This is a genomic window from Halopseudomonas litoralis, assembly GCF_900105005.1.
Lineage (GTDB): Bacteria > Pseudomonadota > Gammaproteobacteria > Pseudomonadales > Pseudomonadaceae > Halopseudomonas > Halopseudomonas litoralis.
In genome coordinates this window covers 2,182,717-2,202,917 of sequence record NZ_LT629748.1, presented here as the reverse complement: position 1 = coordinate 2,202,917, position 20,201 = coordinate 2,182,717, and the positions used below count along the sequence as shown (strand labels likewise).

General features: G+C 58.4%; 22 protein-coding genes and 3 tRNA genes. 20 read left to right on the top strand and 5 right to left on the bottom strand.

Going from position 1 to position 20,201, the window contains the following annotated elements; all coding sequences use genetic code 11:
* Positions 1–100: 100 nt before the first annotated feature.
* The 7 genes from csrA to BLU11_RS10710 all read left to right on the top strand — a co-directional run bounded on the left by csrA (position 101) and on the right by BLU11_RS10710 (position 5,560).
* Positions 101–286, top strand: a complete 186-nt coding sequence (gene csrA / locus BLU11_RS10740; RefSeq protein ID WP_090273338.1) for a carbon storage regulator CsrA — start codon at positions 101–103, stop codon at positions 284–286.
* Positions 287–346: 60 nt separating this feature from the next.
* A tRNA-Ser gene (locus tag BLU11_RS10735) sits at positions 347–437 on the top strand.
* Positions 438–535: 98 nt separating this feature from the next.
* A tRNA-Arg gene (locus BLU11_RS10730) sits at positions 536–612 on the top strand.
* A 147-nt stretch (positions 613–759) separates the two neighbouring features.
* Positions 760–2,169, top strand: a complete 1,410-nt coding sequence (mgtE, locus tag BLU11_RS10725) for a magnesium transporter (RefSeq protein WP_090273337.1) — start codon at positions 760–762, stop codon at positions 2,167–2,169.
* Positions 2,170–2,326: 157 nt separating this feature from the next.
* A complete protein-coding gene (locus BLU11_RS10720) occupies positions 2,327–2,581 on the top strand; it encodes an OadG family protein (protein ID WP_090273336.1) in 255 nt (84 codons plus the stop codon).
* A 44-nt stretch (positions 2,582–2,625) separates the two neighbouring features.
* Entirely contained in the window at positions 2,626–4,413 is a 1,788-nt protein-coding gene (gene oadA, locus BLU11_RS10715; protein ID WP_090273335.1) for a sodium-extruding oxaloacetate decarboxylase subunit alpha, read from the top strand.
* A 10-nt stretch (positions 4,414–4,423) separates the two neighbouring features.
* A complete protein-coding gene (locus BLU11_RS10710) occupies positions 4,424–5,560 on the top strand; it encodes a sodium ion-translocating decarboxylase subunit beta (RefSeq protein WP_090273334.1) in 1,137 nt (378 codons plus the stop codon).
* A 110-nt stretch (positions 5,561–5,670) separates the two neighbouring features.
* On the opposite strand, the gene BLU11_RS10705 is transcribed toward BLU11_RS10710, so the two are convergent.
* Positions 5,671–5,988 carry an Arc family DNA-binding protein gene (locus BLU11_RS10705; protein ID WP_407920208.1) on the bottom strand — a complete coding sequence of 106 codons (318 nt, stop codon included), beginning with the start codon at positions 5,986–5,988 and terminating at the stop codon, positions 5,671–5,673.
* 316 nt (positions 5,989–6,304) lie between these two features.
* Here BLU11_RS10705 and BLU11_RS10700 point away from each other — a divergent pair.
* Positions 6,305–6,381, top strand: a tRNA-Arg gene (locus BLU11_RS10700).
* A gap of 152 nt (positions 6,382–6,533) precedes the next feature.
* Positions 6,534–7,847: an MFS transporter gene (locus BLU11_RS10695; RefSeq protein ID WP_090273332.1), complete on the top strand. Its 1,314-nt coding sequence runs from the start codon at positions 6,534–6,536 to the stop codon at positions 7,845–7,847.
* 24 nt (positions 7,848–7,871) lie between these two features.
* Here the strand turns inward: BLU11_RS10695 and BLU11_RS10690 are convergent, their stop codons facing one another.
* The 4 genes from BLU11_RS10690 to flgA all read right to left on the bottom strand — a co-directional run bounded on the left by BLU11_RS10690 (position 7,872) and on the right by flgA (position 10,364).
* The gene (locus tag BLU11_RS10690) at positions 7,872–8,615 is read right to left on the bottom strand and encodes a flagellar brake protein (RefSeq protein ID WP_090273331.1); all 744 of its coding nucleotides are present in this window, start codon (positions 8,613–8,615) and stop codon (positions 7,872–7,874) included.
* 67 nt (positions 8,616–8,682) lie between these two features.
* The gene (locus tag BLU11_RS10685; protein WP_090273330.1) at positions 8,683–9,144 is read right to left on the bottom strand and encodes a flagella synthesis protein FlgN; all 462 of its coding nucleotides are present in this window, start codon (positions 9,142–9,144) and stop codon (positions 8,683–8,685) included.
* 37 nt (positions 9,145–9,181) lie between these two features.
* Positions 9,182–9,493, bottom strand: a complete 312-nt coding sequence (flgM, locus tag BLU11_RS10680) for a flagellar biosynthesis anti-sigma factor FlgM (protein ID WP_090273329.1) — start codon at positions 9,491–9,493, stop codon at positions 9,182–9,184.
* A gap of 148 nt (positions 9,494–9,641) precedes the next feature.
* Positions 9,642–10,364, bottom strand: a complete 723-nt coding sequence (gene flgA / locus BLU11_RS10675; protein ID WP_090273328.1) for a flagellar basal body P-ring formation chaperone FlgA — start codon at positions 10,362–10,364, stop codon at positions 9,642–9,644.
* 115 nt (positions 10,365–10,479) lie between these two features.
* Here flgA and BLU11_RS10670 point away from each other — a divergent pair, with 115 nt between their 5' ends.
* The 11 genes from BLU11_RS10670 (at position 10,480) to flgJ (ending at position 20,201) form a co-directional block, all read left to right on the top strand.
* Positions 10,480–11,412, top strand: a complete 933-nt coding sequence (locus BLU11_RS10670) for a chemotaxis protein CheV (RefSeq protein WP_090273327.1) — start codon at positions 10,480–10,482, stop codon at positions 11,410–11,412.
* 43 nt (positions 11,413–11,455) lie between these two features.
* Positions 11,456–12,283: a CheR family methyltransferase gene (locus BLU11_RS10665; protein ID WP_090273326.1), complete on the top strand. Its 828-nt coding sequence runs from the start codon at positions 11,456–11,458 to the stop codon at positions 12,281–12,283.
* Between the two features lie 187 nt (positions 12,284–12,470).
* Positions 12,471–12,875, top strand: coding sequence for a flagellar basal body rod protein FlgB (flgB, locus tag BLU11_RS10660; protein WP_090273325.1), 405 nt, complete (start codon positions 12,471–12,473; stop codon positions 12,873–12,875).
* A gap of 2 nt (positions 12,876–12,877) precedes the next feature.
* Positions 12,878–13,318 (top strand): flagellar basal body rod protein FlgC, encoded by a 441-nt coding sequence (gene flgC, locus BLU11_RS10655; protein WP_090273324.1) that lies wholly within the window; start codon positions 12,878–12,880, stop codon positions 13,316–13,318.
* A gap of 12 nt (positions 13,319–13,330) precedes the next feature.
* Entirely contained in the window at positions 13,331–14,008 is a 678-nt protein-coding gene (flgD, locus tag BLU11_RS10650) for a flagellar hook assembly protein FlgD (protein WP_090273323.1), read from the top strand.
* Positions 14,009–14,040: 32 nt separating this feature from the next.
* Positions 14,041–15,561: a flagellar hook protein FlgE gene (locus BLU11_RS10645; protein ID WP_090273322.1), complete on the top strand. Its 1,521-nt coding sequence runs from the start codon at positions 14,041–14,043 to the stop codon at positions 15,559–15,561.
* A gap of 199 nt (positions 15,562–15,760) precedes the next feature.
* Complete coding sequence (gene flgF / locus BLU11_RS10640; protein WP_090273321.1) at positions 15,761–16,501, top strand: flagellar basal-body rod protein FlgF; 741 nt, start codon at positions 15,761–15,763, stop codon at positions 16,499–16,501.
* Between the two features lie 27 nt (positions 16,502–16,528).
* The gene (flgG, locus tag BLU11_RS10635) at positions 16,529–17,314 is read left to right on the top strand and encodes a flagellar basal-body rod protein FlgG (RefSeq protein ID WP_090273320.1); all 786 of its coding nucleotides are present in this window, start codon (positions 16,529–16,531) and stop codon (positions 17,312–17,314) included.
* 26 nt (positions 17,315–17,340) lie between these two features.
* Complete coding sequence (gene flgH, locus BLU11_RS10630; RefSeq protein ID WP_090273319.1) at positions 17,341–18,015, top strand: flagellar basal body L-ring protein FlgH; 675 nt, start codon at positions 17,341–17,343, stop codon at positions 18,013–18,015.
* 10 nt (positions 18,016–18,025) lie between these two features.
* Positions 18,026–19,123, top strand: coding sequence for a flagellar basal body P-ring protein FlgI (locus tag BLU11_RS10625; protein ID WP_090273318.1), 1,098 nt, complete (start codon positions 18,026–18,028; stop codon positions 19,121–19,123).
* A 10-nt stretch (positions 19,124–19,133) separates the two neighbouring features.
* Positions 19,134–20,201: a flagellar assembly peptidoglycan hydrolase FlgJ gene (flgJ, locus tag BLU11_RS10620; RefSeq protein ID WP_090273317.1), complete on the top strand. Its 1,068-nt coding sequence runs from the start codon at positions 19,134–19,136 to the stop codon at positions 20,199–20,201.

The window sequence follows — 20,201 nt, the reverse complement described above, 5'->3', positions numbered from 1 at the left end:
TGCCGGTTGTGGTCACATTCATGCAAGCTTAACGGCTGACACGCAATAAGCCGGTTTTATCGCAGAGCTGTGTCCTGATTATTGAGCAAGGAGAAATGGAATGCTTATTTTGACTCGACGGGTTGGTGAGACCCTGATGGTAGGTGATGAAGTAACGGTAACTGTGCTGGGCGTGAAGGGGAATCAGGTGCGTATCGGGGTCAATGCTCCGAAAGAAGTGGCCGTTCACCGTGAAGAAATCTACCAACGCATCCAGAAGGAAAAAGAAGACGCGTCAAATGATTAATTTTCTTAAATTTTTCATTGCATTAGCGGAGCCGCGCGGTTAATATTCTGCGCGTGTTACGGAGAGGTGGCCGAGTGGCCGAAGGCGCTCCCCTGCTAAGGGAGTACATCTCAAAAGGGTGTCGAGGGTTCGAATCCCTCCCTCTCCGCCACTTTTTGTGTATAGGTTGTCAAGTGTTAAGTTCTTGAAATTTAAAGAAAATAATATTTGACAGGAGGCTCAAAACCTATATACTACGCAGCAAGAAACGCACTCGTAGCTCAGCTGGATAGAGTACTCGGCTACGAACCGAGCGGTCGGAGGTTCGAATCCTCCCGAGTGCACCAAACGAAGAAACCCACTGGTCATCCAGTGGGTTTTTTTTCGTCTCCTGAAAAGCAGTCATCATGCCTGCGCAAAGCCTGCCAGACTGAATAAGGGTATGTTGCCGCCTGGCTGCGACCCAGTCTTCTGTCTCGCTGGAGGACGCACCAATGTCAGAGCTGAACAGAAAGTCTCCAGAGCGTTTGCAGGACCGTGTCGAGCAGGTGCTGCAGTTGCTGCATCAGGGTGACAGCGACAAGGAAGAGCTGCTGGAAACTTTCCTGCAACAGCAGAACCAGGCCGAACTGCAGCGGCTGCTGGTGGAGCTTCATCCGGCAGATGTCGCTCATATTCTCGAATCCCTGCCACTCGATGAGCGCCTGGCTGTCTGGCAATTGGTCAGATTCGATCGAGACGGTGAGATTCTGCTGGAAGTGTCTGACGCGGTGCGCGAAACCCTGATTGCAGACATGGATAATCAGGAAATCATTGCTGCGGCCAATTTGCTGGATGCAGACGAGTTGGCAGATCTGGCGCCGGACCTGCCCCGCGACGTGGTTCGTGATCTGATGGACCTGCTGGATGCTCAGCAGCGTGAGCGGGTCCGATCCGCATTGTCCTACGATGAAGACCAGGTTGGCGCCTTGATGGACTTCGATATGGTGACCATCCGCGATGATGTCACCCTGGAAGTAGTCAGCCGTTACCTGCGTCGCTTCGATATGTTGCCTGATCATACCGACAAGCTGTTTGTCGTCGATAACGATGGGCGGTTGCAGGGCGTACTGCCAGTCAAGAAGTTGTTAGTGAGTTCGCCGGACGCGGTGGTCGCGGAGGTGATGGCGGCTGACCCGGTGATCTTTGATCCGCAGACACCTGCCAGCGAGGCAGCTCAGGCATTCGAGCGCTATGACCTGGTAACCGCGCCGGTAGTAGATGAGGGCGGGGTTTTACGTGGTCGTCTGACGGTTGATGACGTGCTTGACTACATACGCCAGGAAAGCGAAACCGACGCGCTCAACTCAGCAGGTTTGCGTGAGGAAGAGGATATCTTCGCCTCGGTCTGGAAGTCCGTGCGCAACCGTTGGGCCTGGCTGGCTGTGAATCTGTGTACCGCATTGATTGCCTCTCGGGTCATTGGCCTTTTTGAGGGAGCGATAGAGCAGCTGGTGGCGCTGGCAGCGCTGATGCCGATTGTTGCCGGGATCGGCGGCAACTCCGGTAACCAGACCATCACCATGATTGTTCGTGGCATTGCCACCGGCCAGGTGCAGGTGGCGCACGGGCGGCGCTTGCTGCGCAAGGAAACAGGTGTGGCAATGATAAACGGGGTGTGCTGGGGGCTGGTGCTGGCCGTTATTGCATTCATTTTGTATGGCAGCGTTGCCCTGTCAGTCGTGCTGATGGCAGCCATGTTCCTGAATATGCTGCTGGCTGCACTGATGGGCGTGATCATTCCATTGGTCAGATTGCGCACTGGCGGAGATCCTGCGTTGGGTTCCAGCGTATTGATTACCGCCATCACCGACAGCGGCGGATTTTTCATTTTTCTTGGGTTGGCGACGCTATTCCTGCTCTAGATTGGCTGCGTTTCCGATGTCGCATTGATTGCCATGAATGTCACATCAGGATACATTAGGCCGGTTTTGACGCGGCGGAATGGAGTCTTGTTCCGTAAAAATGCCGAACGCGCGTCCATTTGTGGTGCGCTTTTCTGATACTGGAGACATAAGAATAATGACTTCTTCCGAGATGTTAATGGAAGGCGTTGAACTGATGGTGCTGGGTGTGGGCGCGGTGTTCGTCTTTCTGGTCCTGCTGGTTGGTTTGATCAACCTGATGTCCTTCGTCATCAATCGATTCTTTCCCGAGGCTGCACCTGCCGCCGCCAAGCCGAAACGCATGGCCGCTGCCGCTCCGCAACCAATCGATCCCGAGTTGCTCGCTGTCATAGGTGCGGCTGTCAGCCAGCATCGTGCGCGTCGCACCTGAAAAAACGCTCTTATAAAAAACTACAGAGAAAAGGCCATATCTTTATGACCGACCTGAAGCAACAGCCATTAGGTATCACTGACGTCATCCTGCGCGACGCGCACCAATCCATCCTCGCTACCCGCATGCGTCTCGACGATATGCTGCCGATTGCCGGCAAGCTGGATCAAGTCGGCTTCTGGTCGGTCGAGTCCTGGGGTGGTGCAACCTTCGACTCCTGCATTCGCTATCTCGGTGAGGATCCCTGGGAGCGTATTCGTGCATTGAAGAAAGCCATGCCCAACACCCGTCAGCAGATGCTGCTGCGTGGTCAGAATCTGTTGGGTTATCGCCATTATGCAGATGATGTGGTGGAAAAGTTCGTCGAGCGCGCCGCCGACAATGGCGTGGATGTGTTCCGGGTATTCGACGCGATGAACGATCCGCGTAACCTGCAGACCGCACTCAAGGCCGTCAAGCAGGTCGGCAAACATGCTCAGGGTACGATCTCCTATACCACCAGCCCAGTACATACGCTGGAAATGTGGGTGGACCTGGCCAAGCGGATCGAGGACATGGGTGCCGAGTCCATTGCGATCAAGGACATGGCCGGTATTCTCAACCCCTATGTGGCATTCGATCTGGTGACGCGCCTCAAGCAGACCCTGAGCATTCCGGTGCACATGCAGTGTCACGCGACGGCGGGGCTGTCCACCGCCGCTATCCTCAAGGCGGCTGAGGCGGGTATCGACAACGTTGATACCGCCATCTCCTCCATGTCGATGACCTATGGGCATTCGCCGACCGAATCCGTTGTGGCTATTTTCCAGGATACGGCACGCGATACCGGCCTCAATCTGGAGCTGCTGGAAGAGGTTGCGGCCTATTTCCGTGACGTGCGGAAGAAGTACGCCAAATTCGAGGGCAACCTGAAGGGTGTGGATTCGCGCATCCTCGTGGCGCAGGTGCCTGGCGGCATGCTGACCAACATGGAAAGCCAGCTCAAGGAGCAGGGCGCCGGTGAGAAGTTCGACGAGGTTCTGGCGGAAATCCCGCGCGTACGTGAAGACCTGGGTTTCATTCCTCTGGTTACTCCCACCTCACAGATTGTCGGCACCCAGGCGGTCATCAACGTCCTGACCGGTGAGCGTTACAAGTCCATCACCAAGGAAACCGCCGGCATACTCAAGGGCGAGTACGGCGCAGCTCCGGCAGCCTTCAACGCTGAGTTGCAGGCGCGGGTGCTGAACGGCGCCGAAGCCATTACCTGTCGCCCGGCGGATATGCTGGAACCTGAAATGGACAGGCTGACCCTCGAGCTGCGCAATCTGGCCGCAGAGAAGGGCATCAAGCTGGCCGAGAACGATATTGATGATGTGCTGACCTATGCATTGTTCCCGCAGATTGGCCTGAAATTCCTGGAGAATCGCGGCAACCCGGCTGCTTTCGAGCCAGCGCCCACCGGTCTGGAACAGGCGCCGGCCAGTCAGCCAGGCGAGCCGGGTGTTTACACTGTTACGGTCAACGGCAAGGACTTCGTGGTTCAGGTGGCCGATGGCGGCGACATCAGCGGTATCAAGCAACTGGGTGACGCGGCTCCGGCGTCAGCCAGCGCTGCTGCGCCGGTGGCGGCTGGGGGAGGTGATCCGCAGGTGGCTCCTCTTGCCGGCAATATTTTCAAGGTGCTGGTGCAGCCCGGTGAGCAGGTAGATGAAGGCGATGTTGTCATGATCCTCGAAGCCATGAAGATGGAAACCGAGATTCGCGCCATCAAGTCCGGCGCGGTCGGTTCGGTCAACGTCAAGGTCGGCGATGCGGTAATGGTCGGCGATACCTTGTTGACCATCGCTTAAGGAGCACCTCATGGACAAGCTTTCTCTGCTCTGGCACACCACGGGGCTGTATCATATGGCGCCCGGCCAGTTGCTCATGATCATTGTGTGTCTGTTTTTGATCTATCTGGCGATTCGCAAGGGCTTCGAGCCGCTGTTGTTGATTCCAATCGGTTTTGGTGGCGTGCTGGCCAACCTGCCGGTGGCCGGCCTGGCGGAAGTTGGCGGCCTGTTGAAAATCATCTATGACATCGGTATCCCCACCAGCATGTTCCCGCTGCTCATCTTCATGGGCGTGGGTGCAATGACCGACTTCGGTCCCATGCTGGCCAACCCGCGTACTCTGCTGTTGGGGGCTGCGGCCCAGGTCGGCATCTTCGGTACGCTGCTGGGTGCCTTGGCATTGACTGCCTGGGGTATTCCCGGGTTCGAGTTCACCCTGCGCGAAGCCGCCTCCATCGCCATCATCGGCGGTGCGGACGGGCCCACGTCGATCTTCGTGACGTCCAAGCTGGCGCCGGATCTGCTCGGACCGATTGCGGTTGCGGCCTATTCCTACATGGCGCTGGTGCCATTGATCCAGCCACCGATCATGCGTGCGCTGACCACGGAAAAGGAACGTGCCATTGTCATGACCCAGCTGCGGGTCGTCAGCAAGACCGAGAAGATCGTCTTCCCGCTGGTGCTGCTGCTGCTTATCTCCCTGCTGTTGCCCGATGCGGCGCCGCTGGTGGGCATGTTCTGCTTTGGTAACCTGATGCGTGAGAGTGGCGTGGTCGAGCGTCTGGCTGATACCAGTCGCAATGCGCTGATCAACATAGTAACCATCGGCCTGGGCCTGGCGGTGGGCTCCAAGTTGTCTTCGGAGTCCTTTTTGCAGCTCAAGACGCTCGGCATCCTGGTGCTGGGTATGGTTGCCTTCTGTGTGGGGACGGCCGGCGGTGTGTTGATGGCCAAACTGATGAACCGGTTCAGCAAGCACCCCATCAACCCGCTGATCGGTTCTGCTGGCGTGTCCGCGGTGCCGATGGCCGCGCGCGTCTCCAACAGGGTGGGACTGGAGGCGAACCCGCAGAACTTCCTGCTGATGCATGCCATGGGACCCAACGTGGCGGGTGTTATTGGCTCGGCTGTGGCGGCGGGCATTCTGCTCACCTTCGTCGGCTGACCTTTATCCCGACAGAAAAAAACCCCGCTCAGGCAACTGAGCGGGGTTTTTCATTATTGCGATCCGGGCGGGAAGAGCAGGCAGGAGGCGAATCAGCTCCTGCCGGGTAATCAGCCCTGCTCGTTTGCCAGCAGAGCGAGTAGCGCGTTTTGCTGACGACGGCTCATGTCTCTGAAGCGCAGGAGCATTTCCCGTTCTGGATGATTCAGGTCTTCCAGGCGCTGCTCATTGAGAGTCTGGCGCGATGGTTGTTCAGGCAGACTTGGGAGATCCAGCATGCTGTGTTCCAGGCGTGCAATGATCTCCGAGTTCATGCTGCGGTGGTGTTGCTTGGCAACTTCGGCAATGCGGTCGCGCATGCCTTCGGGAAGACGAACAACGAACTTGTCAGCTGTCCGGCTGGTGTAGTGCTGAAGTGCTGTTTTCATGGGCAACAATTATCGCTTTAGCTAATGAATCGATCCCGGCCAGTTGGAATCCGCATGGCTTCCTGCCATCCAAACCGCCATCTCGTCAGGACTTGGAAAATCCCTGACACATAGACAATGGATAAAGGCATTTTGCTCAACTCTATACCCATTATTTCCAAAGGCGCGCAAAGTGTCGGATTTACGTCTCGTTTCTGCGACGGATTTCCGGCGCTGGCCATTTGAGATCGAACTTTGGCAGCAATTGTCAAGGTGGTCAAGTCCTGCTTTGTTCGGGTATTATGCGCAGCACAAAATTGATGCCCTGCGGTCGTCTGCGCTTGTAGCTCAGCTGGATAGAGCAACCGCCTCCTAAGCGGTAGGTCCCCGGTTCGAATCCGGGCTCGCGCACCATTTCTCTATATCCGCAGCAGAATTTTGCCCATTTCCGGGCCTCCCGGCCCGCTCGTAGCTGCTATCCTGTGTAACGAATGACTTTTGTCCGGCAGCAACAATGCTGTCATTTTCGCCGCGCTGCCGGTGTCCCAGCTTAACGGGAGCTTCCATTGCCCAGTACCTTCGCCTCCTTTTCGTCGCTGTATTTCTCCACGTTGTTGATGCTACTGGGCAGTGGTCTGCTCAGTACCTATCTGGGGCTGCGTCTATCCGCTGCCGGCGTGAGTGAGATCTGGATGGGTGTGCTGATGACCGCCTATTACGTCGGCCTGGTCATGGGAGCGTCTGTAGGGCACCGGTTGATCGCCCAGGTCGGGCATATCCGTGCCTTTGTTGCCAGTGCAGGGGTAGTGACCGCTTCGGTGCTCGGCCACGCGTTGACCTCCAGTGTGGAAGTCTGGATGGTGCTGCGCTGGCTGGTGGGTGTGGCGATGATGTGTCAGTACATGGTGCTGGAAAGCTGGCTGAATGAGCAGGCGGAATCGCATCAGCGGGGTAGGGTATTTGCGGGCTACATGTTGGTGACCTTCCTCGGTCTGGGCCTCGGGCAGCTGGTGTTGACCATGATGCCCGAGCTCAGCGTACGCCATATCATTCTGGTAGCCATGTGTTCTTCATTGTGCCTGGTGCCGGTGGCGGTAACCAAGCGTCTGCACCCGGCGCCTCTGCATCCGGCGCCGCTGGAGATACGGCTATTCGTCAAGCGTATCCCCCAGGCGTTGGCAACCATAGGCGTGGCCGGCCTTTTGCTCGGCTCTTTCTATGGCCTGGCGCCGGCCTACGCCAGTTCCGTGGGCCTGGATACCGAGCATGTCGGGGTGTATATGGCGGTCACGATCGGCGCCGGTCTAGTGGCGCAGTGGCCGGCGGGGTGGTTGTCTGATCGTCTGGACCGCAGCCGGATGATTCAGGTGAACGCGGTTATCCTGACCACGATTGCGCTGCTCATTGCACTGGTTGCCTGGCCACAGATGTTGCTGCTGTTGACTGCATTGTTCGGCCTGCTGGCCTTCACCCTGTACCCGCTCGCAGTGGCGCTGGCCAATGACCACGTCGAACAGGAAGAGCGGGTGTTGTTATCAGCGATGCTGCTGGTCACCTTTGGCCTGGGTGCGAGTATCGGGCCGTTGCTCGGATCGGTGCTGATGAAGGTCGGCGGTGCGCCCATGCTGTACGTGTTCATGGCCTGCAGCAGCCTGCTGCTGGTGGTGGTTGTTCGGCCCGAGCGGGTTACCGGCAAGCATCTGGTTGACGAGGCGCCGATTCAATTCATGCCTGCTGCCGGTAACCTGGCCAGCTCGCCGCTGGCAGCGGCCATCGACCCGCGGGTCGACGAGCAGGTGGTTATTGATCAGATGCAGGAAGAGGTTGATGTTCAATCGCAGCCGGTGGACGAAGAGGATGACGATCACCGACCGGCCTGAGCGGGAAGCTGCAGCTCGGCTTTTCTAGAACAGGTCTTCCTTGGCCAGGCGGCGCGCTTCGCGCTGGAGATAATGCACGAAGCGATCGATATGTCGCTGGGCCTGGGCTCCGGGGTGGTGAAAGCGCAGGCCGACATCTGTGGTATCCGTGGCTTCATGGTATTCGCGGTGCCGTATCTCCACATTGATGTCGAGGCGGATAGTATCCGGCAGCAGTAGCCGACTCAGCTCATAGCATTCACCCGGTTGCAGCGATTGGACGTGATTACCTGACAGCCGCGCCTTGCAGCCGGTCGCGGAAATATCCAGCAGCTCTCCCTCGAAGCGCCGTTGATGCGTGGCGTGGATCAGTTCCAGGCAGGTGTCGATGCTGCGTTGCACGTTGGCGCGGTAGGCGCCGCGGCGCTGATGGTAGATCAGTTGGGCGGGCAGCGGCATGCTGAATGCGGGAGTACCTTCCACCAGCACCTTGTGTGCGTCAGCGCCTTGCCAGCGCATATGCACGCCATCCAGCCATGCATCTATCCGAAACGCTTCGCCCTGATCGGCCCATTTATCGCCGATGGACGGGATCATTTCATCAATGAGCAGAGCATCATTCACTGTATCGACGTCGACGATATAGCTTTGCACGATCTGGCTGCGGCCATCGAAGGTGACATTCAACGGGGTTCTTGATTGCTGCAGGTTCTTCAGCAGGGAATGGATTTCGATACTGGTGGTGACTTCCCGGGGAGGCTGCGGGGTGGAAGCTTGTTCAAATAACATTGACACGACGGGTTCTCGTTGGCAGTTGAGTCAATGGAGCTGGCATTTCATGCCAGCAACATCCATGTCAGGCGCGGCTTATCGGGCGTTGGGACGCTGTTCGACTGGCATTGCCGCGGCGATCATACACATTCTGGCTGGCTTCGCCCTGATTGCGCAGCAGGTCCAGGAGGGAGGAGTTGATATGCTGACTGTGGTGAATCAGCCTGGCGTTGTGCATATTGGCGCTCTGGCAGCGCTCGGCAGCGGCCAGAAAATCAGCATGATGGTCAGCCAGTGCCGGCGCGTTCGAGGCGCGGATAAAATCGGTCAGACTCTGGTTCTCGGGTTTGCCGAGCGCCTTGCATTGCGCGGAAAGAGCCTTTTCGTCGGCAGCCAGGGATTCAATCAGCGGTGCCTTGGCCCGGGTCAGTGCGCCAAGTCTGTCCATGTCCTGATCGAGCAGGGCCTGTCTTTCCTGGTCAAGCAATTCGGCGAACTGCTCGCAGTGGTCTGTGGCTCGAACAAAAAGCTCGCTGAGATCCTGCATCCTTCATTCTCCGCTGGTTTGCACGGCCACCATCACATCACTGTTCGAGAGCGATCAGCTTGTCGGCGATCCGGTTGCTGTCAACCTGGTAACTGCCGTCGGCAATGGCTTGCTTGATTTGCTCAACGCGTGCGCTGTCGACTTCCGGCAAATCACGCAGGCGTTCTTCAATCGCCTGCAGTTGCTGAGCCTGGTCGCTCAGCTTGACCTGTGATTCGGTTGCAGGTGCGCTGGTGCTCTGTGTCTCGGCAGTCGGGCGGTCCGCTACATCACGCTTGCCGACAGCCGCGCCGGTCTGGTTGCTGCGTGCGGCGCCATTGGTGCCGCTTGTATTGAAATCTATGACCATGATTTTGTCCTCAGAACCTGAATGCCTACTGCTGTAACGGCTGCAATCGGCAGAACTTTAGGGGTCTGGGTTATAAAATGTGTGACCGAGTGCACACTTTGTGCGCTTGGGCAATGACAGCCAGTATAGCCGATTCGGGGCAGGTACATCACATCGCCACTTCGACCTGGCCGGGACCGATGATACGTGCTCTGACTACACGATCGGAGCGGAGGTTGCGTACCCGGATCTGGCTGCCGGTACTGCCGCTTTCCAGTGCTTCTCCCGGCATGCGCACCGACACTCGGCTATTGGCTGCGCTGATGACCACTTTGTCGCCGCGCTTGACCGTCTCGTCCTGCTCCAGCTGGCTGGGGTTGAGTACGGTATCGGCGGCAATCGGGCGGCGCACGCGCATGCCGATGGCCTGTTCCGGCTGCATCAGATAGCCGCCACTGAGGTTGCCGACGTTGCGCTCGCGCAGGGTGATGTCCTGCGCGGCAATGACGCCATGTCGCGGCAGCGGGCGCGTTGTCACCAGCACCTGATGATACAACTCCACCGTGGCAGGCACGAACAACCGCCATTGCACCTCGCTGTCGCAGGTGACCCGTACGGTGACACGTCCGACCGGTACGTCGGGACTTTCCAGGCTCGCCTGAATCGCATCGGCTGGACACAACGGCAGGCGCAGGCGCGGGTCGAGTCTGTTCACCTTTATCTCGAAACGTGCGTCACGGGTGCTGGCCGCCAGATGTGTGGCAACTTTCTGCTCAAGATAATGGGTGGTGGTGCCGATAAGCTGATCAATAAGCGGACTGGCACTCAGACTGCCGGCACTCAGCAGCGCAAAGAACGCGATCAGTCTGGTTGTAAGTGCCGATAACTGCATGGAATCCAAACCTTACCCCAGGGGTGACGCACGTCAGAATGTCGGCGTCTCTCTATTGAAGGGTGAAGCCAAGCAAGGACCATGCCGTTCAAACAGTATTCAGAGGAGTTGATTGATGGCGGGCATAATGGACTCGGTGGACAAACGCACTCAACTGGTCGGCCAGAATCGACTTGAGTTGTTGTTGTTCAGACTGGGCGGTCGTCAGCTGTACGGCATCAACGTGTTCAAGGTGAAGGAGGTGCTGCAATGCCCCCGCCTGACGCTGTTGCCCAAGCTGAATCCGGTGGTACGCGGTGTGGCGCATATTCGCGGTGGCACCTTGCCGATCATTGATTTGAACCAGGCGACCGGTGGGCGTGCGCTGGAGGATTTGTCCAGCGCCTTTGTCATCATCACCGAATACAACAATCGGGTGCAGGGCTTTCTGGTGCGAGCAGTAGAGCGCATCGTCAACCTGAACTGGTCCGACGTACACCCGCCACCACGGGGCACCGGTCGCGATCATTATCTGACCGCGGTGACGCGGGTGGACGAGCAGATGGTGGAAATCATTGACGTCGAGAAGGTACTGGCCGAGGTCATCGCCGGAGAAGAGTCTGTGCCGCAGCGCGCTGCCGATGCAAAGGTGCTGACACAGGCAGCCAGCCACAAGGTGCTGGTGGTTGACGACTCAGCGGTGGCGCGCAAGCAGGTTGCTCGGTGTCTGGAAACCCTGGGGATTGAAGTGGTTGCCCTCAATGATGGTCGCGAGGCGCTGAACTGGCTGCGGGCGCAGGCTGATGCCGGGGTGCAACCGGCCGATTCGCTGCTTATGATGATCTCGGATATCGAAATGCCGGAGATGGACGGCTACACTCTCACTGCCGAGGTGAGAACCGACCCGCGGATGAAAGACCTGCATATCATGCTGCACACATCACTCTCCGGCGTATTCAACCAGGCGATGGTGCGCAAGGTCGGGGCGGATGATTTTCTGGCGAAGTTCTCTCCCGACGATCTCGCCGAACGGGTCATTCAACGATTGCAGGTGGTAGGCGAGGCATAATGCGTGAGGGTGTTCCTCATGCATCTGGATTGGAGCATTGTGTGTGACGGCAGTTGATCAGAGCTTCAACCTGTTCCGGGACTTTCTTGAAAGGACCTGTGGCATCGTGCTCGGTGACAATAAACAGTATCTGGTGGCCAGCCGGCTCAACCGGTTGCTGGAGCAGCGAGGTATCCGAGACCTTACCGAACTGATGCGGCACATGCAGCAGCAACCGCATTCGGGGTTGCGTGAGGTCGTCGTAGACGCCATGACCACCAACGAAACCCTGTGGTTTCGGGATGTCTACCCGTTCGAGATCCTGAAAAGCCGGCTGATTCCCGAGTTCATCAGCAATCAGCCCGGGCAACGCCTGCGCATCTGGTCGGCCGCCTGTTCATCAGGGCAGGAGCCCTATTCACTGAGCATGGCCATTGATGAATATGAGCGCGCCAACCCGGGGCAGCTGCGCGGTGGTGCGCAGATTATTGCGACCGAGATTTCCCCCAGCATGCTGGCAGCTGCCAAGGCTGCGCAGTATGACAGTCTGGCCATCGCCCGCGGTCTGTCCCAGGAGCGCTTGACCCGCTATTTTGACGAGCTTGCGCCGGGCCGCTGGTCGGTGAAAACGCCGGTACGCAGCCGTGTGGAGTTTCGTCAGCTCAACCTGCTCGACAGCTACAGCATTCTCGGCAAGTTCGATATCGTGTTCTGCCGCAATGTGCTCATCTATTTTTCCGCAGACGTCAAAAAGGACATCCTGCGCCGCATCCATGCCACACTCAAACCCGGTGGCTACCTCATGCTCGGCGCCTCCGAGGCATTGAATGGTCTGCCGGAGTTATACCGCATGGTGCAATGCAGCCCGGGAATCATCTACCAGGCCCGTTGAGTTCCGCTGTTTGCCGGGTAGCCGTTACACGCTTGCCGCCGGGCGGAAATCCCTTGCCGCCCGATCTTCTCATAAACCAATAAGTCTTTGATTTATAACGTCTATATGATAATGGCACAACTATTGCTGAAGCTGATGGCAACGGCAATAGAACTCTGGCCGCCGGGCCACAGTGGGGAATGTCATTATGAGTTTGAGTTTCGATCGCGCTCTGGGAATACATGAGAAAGCGCTGGCCTTTCGTGCCGACCGCGCTGGGGTGTTGGCCAACAATATCGCCAACGCCGATACGCCCAATTATCAGGCCCGCGACCTGGATTTTTCCGCCGTGCTGGAGGCCCAGCAGACCGGTGGCGATCAGGGTTTCCAGGCGGCACGCACGCATGCCCGGCATCTCGATGTGGAAGGTTTCATCGACCAGGCCGCCGGCCTGCGCTATCGCATGCCTTACCAGGCTTCAGTCGATGGCAACACGGTGGAGACCCAGGCCGAGCAGGCGCGTTATACGGAAAACGCCATCGACTTCCAGGCCAGCTTCACTTTCCTCAACAGCAAATTCAAAGGGCTGATGACAGCCCTGCGTGGAGACTGACCATGTCGCTCAATCAGGTATTTGATATTGCCGGTTCCGGCATGAATGCACAGTCTCTGCGGCTCAATACCGTGGCCAGCAATATGGCCAATGCCGAGACCGTATCCAGCAGCGTCGACCAGACCTACCGGGCGCGCCAAGCGGTGTTTGCCACCGTATTCAACGAACAGCAGGCCGCCGGTGGCTCGCTGTTCGCACCGACGGATCAGGCCGGGCAGGGCGTGCAGGTGCTGGGTGTGGTGGAGTCGGATGCGGAGCTGCAATCGCGCTACGAGCCCGATCACCCCATGGCCAATGAAGAGGGTTATGTGTTCTACCCGAACGTGAACGTGGTGGAAGAAATGGCCAACATGATGGCTGCCTCGCGCGCCTATCAGACCAATGTGGAAATCATGAATACCGCAAAAACCATGCTGCAGCGCGTGCTGACGCTGGGCCAATAAGGGAGTGGGCGAATGAGCAATATAAGCGTCGGCAACAGCCTGCTGGATCAATATCAGGTTGATCAGGGCCGCTTTGCCAAGGGTGATGACCTGGGCAAGAACGAATTTCTCGAACTGCTGGTCGCCCAGTTGAATAACCAGGATCCGATGTCGCCCCAGGAGAACGGCGAATTCATCGCCCAACTGGCGCAGTTCAGCACCGTTGAAGGTATCGAGAAGATGAATAGCTCGATCGATGCCATGGCCAGCAGTTTCCAGTCCTCCCAGGCGCTGCAGGCCTCGTCGCTGGTGGGCCGGACCGTGATAATTCCAACGGATCAGGCAATGATCGATCCCGAGGCCGGCTTTACCGGGCAACTGGCATTGCCGCAAGCCAGTGGCGCGGTAACGGTGAATGTCTATGACGATGCCGGCAGCGTGGTATCCACCATCAACCTGGGCGCGCAGGAAGCGGGTATCAACGAGTTTGCCTGGGACGGCAAAGATGCCAGCGGCAATGTCTTGCCGGCCGGCAAATACCGTTTCGAGGCACAGGCCAGCATCAACGGTGAAACCATCCAGCTGGCCACTTTGCTGCCGGCGAACGTGGATAGCGTCTCGCTGGGAGTGGGCCACGGCGGTGAAATGGTTCTCAACCTGGCGGGGCTGGGCAGTATCGGTCTGTCAGAAGTCTTCACAATCGGTAAGTAACGTCGTCCGACAAGTATCAACAGGAGTCAGTCATGTCTTTCAATATCGGTCTCAGTGGTATCCGGGCGGCATCTTCCGATCTGAATATCACCGGTAACAACATTGCCAACGCCAGTACCGTGGGCTTCAAGAGCTCGCGTGCGGAGTTTGGCGATATCTACGCGGCATCCATTCTGGGTACCGGCAGCAATGCCCAGGGCAGTGGGGTAGTGTTGAACAACGTCGCGCAGATCTTTACCCAGGGCAATATCAACTACACGGAGAACAGCCTGGACCTGGCAATCAACGGCAACGGCTTCTTCGTCACCAGCAACAACGGTGCGCTGAGTTACACTCGCGCTGGCTATTTCGGCACCAACCAGGAAGGTTTCATCGTAAACAACAATGGCGAGCGGCTGCAGGGTTACGGTGTTGATCCGCTGACTGGCAAGGTCACCGAAGGGGTGCCGACTGATCTCAGGGTTGATACCCGGGCGGCCAACCCGAACCCTACCAGCAAGGTAGCCTCGACCTTGAACCTGAATTCCGCGAGTGTCAGATTGCCGGCGTGGGAGAGTGCGTTTAAACAAGCGCATGATGCGGTTCTGGCGCCTTCAGATGAGGAACTTGTCTCAATCAAAGCGCAAAGCGAGACTGCTCGTGCTGCCTTCGACAGCGTGATTTCTGATCCGAACTCCTCCCCGGAGGAAATTGCAGCGGCTAAGGCGGATGCACAAAAAGCCTATCAGGATACCTACGATGCTGGTGTGACGGCACTGCTGTCAACACGCACGCCTGAGCAGCGTGCCGCTGCTGAAACTGCGGGTCAGGTAGCCGCTACAGCAAGCTTTGATCCTGCTGACTCGTCGACTTTCAATAGCTCGACGTCAGTGAACGTATACGATAGTCAGGGCAACGCCCATGTCATGACCAAATACTTTGTCAAAACCGACAGCAACAGTTGGGATATGCATGTGATGATCGGCGGTAAGCCGGTTGATCTGAATGACGTGGCAGGGCCGGCGCAACTCAAATTCTCCGATACCGGGCAGCTGCAGACCCAGCAGCCGATAGCAATCACCGGCTGGGCGCCGATGGACAAGGCGGGGCAACCTACAGGCGCCATTTCACCAACGAGCTTCGAGCTGAACCTCAATGGTTCCACGCAGTACTCCGCTGCCTTTGCAGTAACTGCGGTATCTCAGGATGGTTACACCACCGGTGATCTTGCTGGTCTGGAAATCGACGATCAAGGCATGTTGATTGCCCGCTACACCAACGGCCAGACCAAGACTCAAGGGCAGTTGGTATTGGCTACCTTCGCCAACCAGCAGGGGCTGAAACCTTTGGGTGACACAGCATGGGCGCAATCGAGCGACTCTGGTGAGGCGGTAATCGGTGCGCCGGGTACCGGCACTCAAGGTCTGGTGCAGTCCGGCGCATTGGAGCAATCCAACGTCGATCTGTCAGAGATGTTGATCAACCTGATCGTTGCCCAGCGTAACTACCAGGCCAATGCCAAGACCATCCAGACCGAAGATGCAGTGACCCAGACCATTATCAATCTGCGTTAAGCCTCGCTCGCGTCGACAAAGCGGCAACAGCGGCAATCTGATTTGCCGCTGTTGCCGTTTTCTTTTTTCTGTTTTTTATAACTCTTTGAAATCACTGCCAATATTTCGTTATTGATGAGTTGGCATGAACCCTGCTTTATCTACTCCGAGATCATTCAAAACGGCAATTTCCCGTCAGATTGCCGAAGCGGAGTAGAGCGTGGACAAATCCCTCTTTCTTTCCATGAGCGGCGCCAGTCAGAACATGCTGGCCCAGCGCGCCCATGCCAATAACCTGGCCAACGTCAGCACTACCGGATTTCGTCGGGATTTCGAGCAGGCCCGCTCCATGCCGGTGTTCGGTGAGGGGCTGCCAACCCGCGCATACGCCATGACCGAGCGCCCCGGAACCGATATGTCAGCCGGTACGCTGCAGGAAACCGGACGGGATCTGGACATTGCGGTGAACGGTGACGGCTGGATCGCCGTTCAATCACCTGACGGCGGCGAAGCCTACACCCGCGCCGGCAATCTGAAGATCGACGTGTTCGGCATTCTCCGCACCAGCGGCGGCTTGCCGGTGCTCGGCAATGCTGGCCCGATCGCCTTGCCGCCGGCGGACAAGGTGGAAATCGGCACTGACGGCACCATCAGTTTCCGTGCCCAGGGCGAAGCGCCCAACGTGCTCGCCGAGGTGGATCGCATCAAGCTGGTCAAGCCTGATCAGGCGGCCATGCACAAGGGCGAAGATGGCTTGATGCGCATGAATGACGGTCAGGAACAGCCGGCCGATGGCGCCGTGACCCTGGTTACCGGTTTTCTCGAAGGCAGCAACGTCAATGCGGTGGAAGAGATGACCGCGATGCTATCCCTGGCCCGGCAATTCGAGCTGCACATCAAGATGATGCGCACCGCCGAAGAGAACGCTCAGGCCACCAACAAACTTCTGCAGATCAGCTGATCTTCCTGACCAGCTAGGAGACAAGGCATGCACGCAGCACTGTGGGTAAGCAAGACCGGTCTGTCCGCCCAGGACACCATGCTCAGCACCATTTCCAACAACCTGGCCAACGTCTCGACTACCGGCTTCAAACGTGACCGCCCGGAGTTCGAGGACCTGCTGTACCAGATCAAGCGCCAGCCCGGTGCCCAGAGCACCCAGGATACGCAGCTGCCTTCGGGTCTGCAGCTGGGCTCCGGGGTGCGCGTGGCTGGCACCCAGAAAATCTTCACCACCGGCACCTTGCAGACCACCGAGCAGCCGCTGGACATGGCGATCAACGGTCGCGGCTTCTTCCAGATCCTGATGCCCGACGGCAACATCGGTTACACCCGCGACGGCAGTTTCCACCTGGATTCCGACGGTCGCATCGTGACGTCCAATGGCTACCCGCTGGAGCCAGGCATCACCCTGCCTGACGAAGTACAGACTTTCACCGTCGGCGAGGACGGCACTGTATCGATTTCCCAGTTTGGTGATGCCGGCGTTCAGGAGCTGGGCGTACTGCAGACAGCCGACTTTATAAACCCGGCGGGACTGCAGGCCATTGGCGGCAACCTGTTCCTGGAGACCGCTTCCAGCGGCGCACCGCAGGCCGGCAATCCCGGCGAAAACGGCCTTGGCACCGTCCTGCAGAACACCCTGGAGAATTCCAACGTCAGCGTGGTGGAAGAGCTGGTGAACATGATCACCACCCAGCGCGCCTACGAAATGAACTCCAAGGTCATTTCCACCGCAGATCAGATGCTGCAATACATCAGTCAGAACCTGTGATCGACCGGTTCCTGGAGTGCAATGAGATGAAAGCCCTGCGCGTAACCCTGTTGGCAATCTGTGTGGCAACCCTGGCGGCGTGCGTTCAGACACCGCCCAAGCCGAACGATCCGGCCTATGCGCCAGTGATGCCGCGTACGCCCATGCCTCAGGAACTGAACAATGGCGCCATCTACCAGCCTGGGTTTGAAATCAGCTTGTATGAAGACCGCAAGGCCAACCGCATTGGCGATGTGATCACCGTGGTGCTCACCGAGCGGATGGCGGCGCAGAAGAAGGCCGAGAATGAGATCAGCAAGGACAGCAGCGTCAGTATCGCCAACCCGATGCTGTTCGGTCGCAGCGGCATTGCCGGCATCAACACCGGCGTCGAGCTGGGTGGCGGTCGTGACTTCAATGGCGAGGCCGATGCCAACCAGAGCAACAGTCTGACTGGCTCGATCACGGTCACCGTGGCCGATGTGTTACCCAACGGGCTGCTGGCGGTACGTGGCGAGAAGTGGATCACCCTGAACAACGGAGACGAGCTGATCCGCCTGTCCGGCCTGATTCGCCCGGATGATGTCGGCTCAGACAACACCGTGCAGTCGACTCGCATCGCCGATGCCCGCATCACCTATTCCGGCACCGGTGCCTTTGCCAATGCCAGTAAGCCCGGCTGGCTGAGCCAGTTCTTCATGAGCCCGGTGTGGCCTTTCTAGGAGCAGACCCATGCGATTATTTCTGATCTGTCTGTGCCTTGCACTGGTCAGCCCGTTGGCCCAGGCCGAGCGCATCAAGGATATTGCCAGCATTGCCGGTATCCGCAGCAACCAACTGATCGGCTACGGCCTGGTGGTCGGTCTGGACGGTTCCGGCGACCAGACCACGCAGACGCCTTTTACCGTGCAGACCTTCAACAACATGCTGACCGAGTTCGGCATCACCGTACCCCAGGGCACGCGCATCCAGATGAAGAACGTCGCCGCAGTGGCGATCCATGCCGATCTGCCGCCGTTTGCCAGCCCCGGTCAGACCATCGACATCACAGTGTCGTCGATCGGCAACGCCAAGAGCCTGCGTGGCGGCAGCCTGTTGATGACGCCATTGAAGGGCCTTGATGGTCAGGTCTATGCCATTGCCCAGGGTAACCTTGTAGTGGGCGGCTTCGGCGCCGAAGGTGCTGATGGCTCGCGCATCACCGTGAACGTGCCCAGCGTGGGTCGGATTCCCAGCGGCGCTACCGTCGAGCGGGCCGTCGTCAGCCCCTTTGCCAGCAGCGATCATCTGGTGTTCAACCTGAACCGGCCGGATTTCACCACCGCCAAGCGGGTGGTCGACCAGATCAACGATACCTTCGGCCCGGGGGTGGCCCAGGCGCTCAATGGTGGCTCTATCCGCGTGCGCGCGCCGCTGGACCCCAACCAGCGGGTCGATTACATGGCCATGGTCGAGAATCTCGAAGTGAAACAAGGCAACGCTGCGGCCAAGGTGGTCATCAATTCCCGTACCGGCACCATCGTCATCGGCCAGGACGTACGCGTCCAGCCGGCGGCCGTGACCCACGGCGGCCTGACCGTGACTATCAGCGAGAACTATCAGGTCAGCCAGCCGGAGCCGTTCAGCGGTGGTCAGACGGTCATCACGCCGAGCTCGCAGATCAGTATCGAAGAGGGCGACAGCCGCATGTTCGTGTTCAACCCGGGTGTCTCGCTGGATGAAATCGTCCGTGCGGTAAACCAGGTCGGCGCCGCACCGGGCGACCTGATGGCCATTCTTGAAGCCTTGAAACAGGCCGGCGCGCTGAACGCCGATCTGGTTGTCATCTGAGGACAGACCCATGCAGAGCAACAGTCTCAGCTATACCGACCTGAATGCCATGGCCCAGCTCAAGGCTGGCAGTAAGGCCGACAGCCCGGAGAACCTGCAGCGTGTGGCCGAGCAGTTCGAGTCGCTGTTTCTGAATGTCATGGTCAAGAGCATGCGCGATGCCAACCAGGCATTCGCCGAGGGCAATCCGCTGAATACCCCGCAGACGCGCTTCTATCAGGACATGTACGACAGCCAGCTGTCGGTACATCTTGCAGAAAAGCAGGGCATGGGGTTGGCTGACGTGATGCTGCGGCAACTGTCGCCGGAAAAAGCTCTAGCGGCAGCGCCGGCTGCCGCTGTCAGTGCCGCCGCAGGCGAGCGCCCGGACCACTCGGCTTTGCTGGCGCGCCGGCGTCTGGGTATCAGTGTCGGGCATGGTGAGGTGGTGCTCGGAAATACGCCAGCGGCAGAGAAAACAGCCACCCCGGTCGAGTCGGCTGAGCCCTCCCGTCAGTGGCAGCCGATGCGCGCCGTGCTGGCGGCCCAGAGCAGTCCGGAAACCGTGGCGGCAACCAATGCCAAGGCGCGTTTCAAGAGTCCGGCCGAGTTCGCTGCGGCCATGTTGCCGATGGCGGAGAAAGCCGCGGCGCGGCTGGGGGTGGATCCGCATTATCTGGTCGCCCAGGCTGCTCTTGAGACTGGCTGGGGCAAGTCGATCATTCGCGAGAAGGATGGCAGCAGCAGCCATAACCTGTTCGGCATCAAGACCCACGGCCAGTGGCAGGGCGATTCAGCCAATGTGCTGACCAGCGAGTACCGCGGCGGGGTTAAACAGCAGGAGCGCGCGACCTTCCGCAGCTACGATTCCTATGAACAGAGCTTCAACGATTATGTCGACTTTTTGCAGAGCAATGGTCGTTATGAACAGGCGCTGACGCGTACCGGCGACGCGGATGCCTTCTTCCGCGAACTGCAGCAGGCCGGCTACGCTACCGACCCGCGTTACGCCAGCAAGGTATCGCAGATTGCACGCAAGCTGATCAGTGAAAATACCACGGCAGCCGTGAATACCAACGCCAGTGAAGGCAGGGCATAA

Bases quoted from the DNA above. Each gene is read 5' to 3' on its own strand.
- csrA (WP_090273338.1), top strand. From the start codon at position 101: ATGCTTATTTTGACTCGACGGGTTGGTGAGACCCTGATGGTAGGTGAT.
- mgtE (WP_090273337.1), top strand. From the start codon at position 760: ATGTCAGAGCTGAACAGAAAGTCTCCAGAGCGTTTGCAGGACCGTGTC.
- BLU11_RS10720 (WP_090273336.1), top strand. From the start codon at position 2,327: ATGACTTCTTCCGAGATGTTAATGGAAGGCGTTGAACTGATGGTGCTG.
- oadA (WP_090273335.1), top strand. From the start codon at position 2,626: ATGACCGACCTGAAGCAACAGCCATTAGGTATCACTGACGTCATCCTG.
- BLU11_RS10710 (WP_090273334.1), top strand. From the start codon at position 4,424: ATGGACAAGCTTTCTCTGCTCTGGCACACCACGGGGCTGTATCATATG.
- BLU11_RS10705 (WP_407920208.1), bottom strand. From the start codon at position 5,988: ATGAAAACAGCACTTCAGCACTACACCAGCCGGACAGCTGACAAGTTC.
- BLU11_RS10690 (WP_090273331.1), bottom strand. From the start codon at position 8,615: ATGTTATTTGAACAAGCTTCCACCCCGCAGCCTCCCCGGGAAGTCACC.
- BLU11_RS10685 (WP_090273330.1), bottom strand. From the start codon at position 9,144: ATGCAGGATCTCAGCGAGCTTTTTGTTCGAGCCACAGACCACTGCGAG.
- flgM (WP_090273329.1), bottom strand. From the start codon at position 9,493: ATGGTCATAGATTTCAATACAAGCGGCACCAATGGCGCCGCACGCAGC.
- flgA (WP_090273328.1), bottom strand. From the start codon at position 10,364: ATGCAGTTATCGGCACTTACAACCAGACTGATCGCGTTCTTTGCGCTG.
- BLU11_RS10670 (WP_090273327.1), top strand. From the start codon at position 10,480: ATGGCGGGCATAATGGACTCGGTGGACAAACGCACTCAACTGGTCGGC.
- flgB (WP_090273325.1), top strand. From the start codon at position 12,471: ATGAGTTTGAGTTTCGATCGCGCTCTGGGAATACATGAGAAAGCGCTG.
- flgC (WP_090273324.1), top strand. From the start codon at position 12,878: ATGTCGCTCAATCAGGTATTTGATATTGCCGGTTCCGGCATGAATGCA.
- flgD (WP_090273323.1), top strand. From the start codon at position 13,331: ATGAGCAATATAAGCGTCGGCAACAGCCTGCTGGATCAATATCAGGTT.
- BLU11_RS10645 (WP_090273322.1), top strand. From the start codon at position 14,041: ATGTCTTTCAATATCGGTCTCAGTGGTATCCGGGCGGCATCTTCCGAT.
- flgG (WP_090273320.1), top strand. From the start codon at position 16,529: ATGCACGCAGCACTGTGGGTAAGCAAGACCGGTCTGTCCGCCCAGGAC.
- flgH (WP_090273319.1), top strand. From the start codon at position 17,341: ATGAAAGCCCTGCGCGTAACCCTGTTGGCAATCTGTGTGGCAACCCTG.
- BLU11_RS10625 (WP_090273318.1), top strand. From the start codon at position 18,026: ATGCGATTATTTCTGATCTGTCTGTGCCTTGCACTGGTCAGCCCGTTG.
- flgJ (WP_090273317.1), top strand. From the start codon at position 19,134: ATGCAGAGCAACAGTCTCAGCTATACCGACCTGAATGCCATGGCCCAG.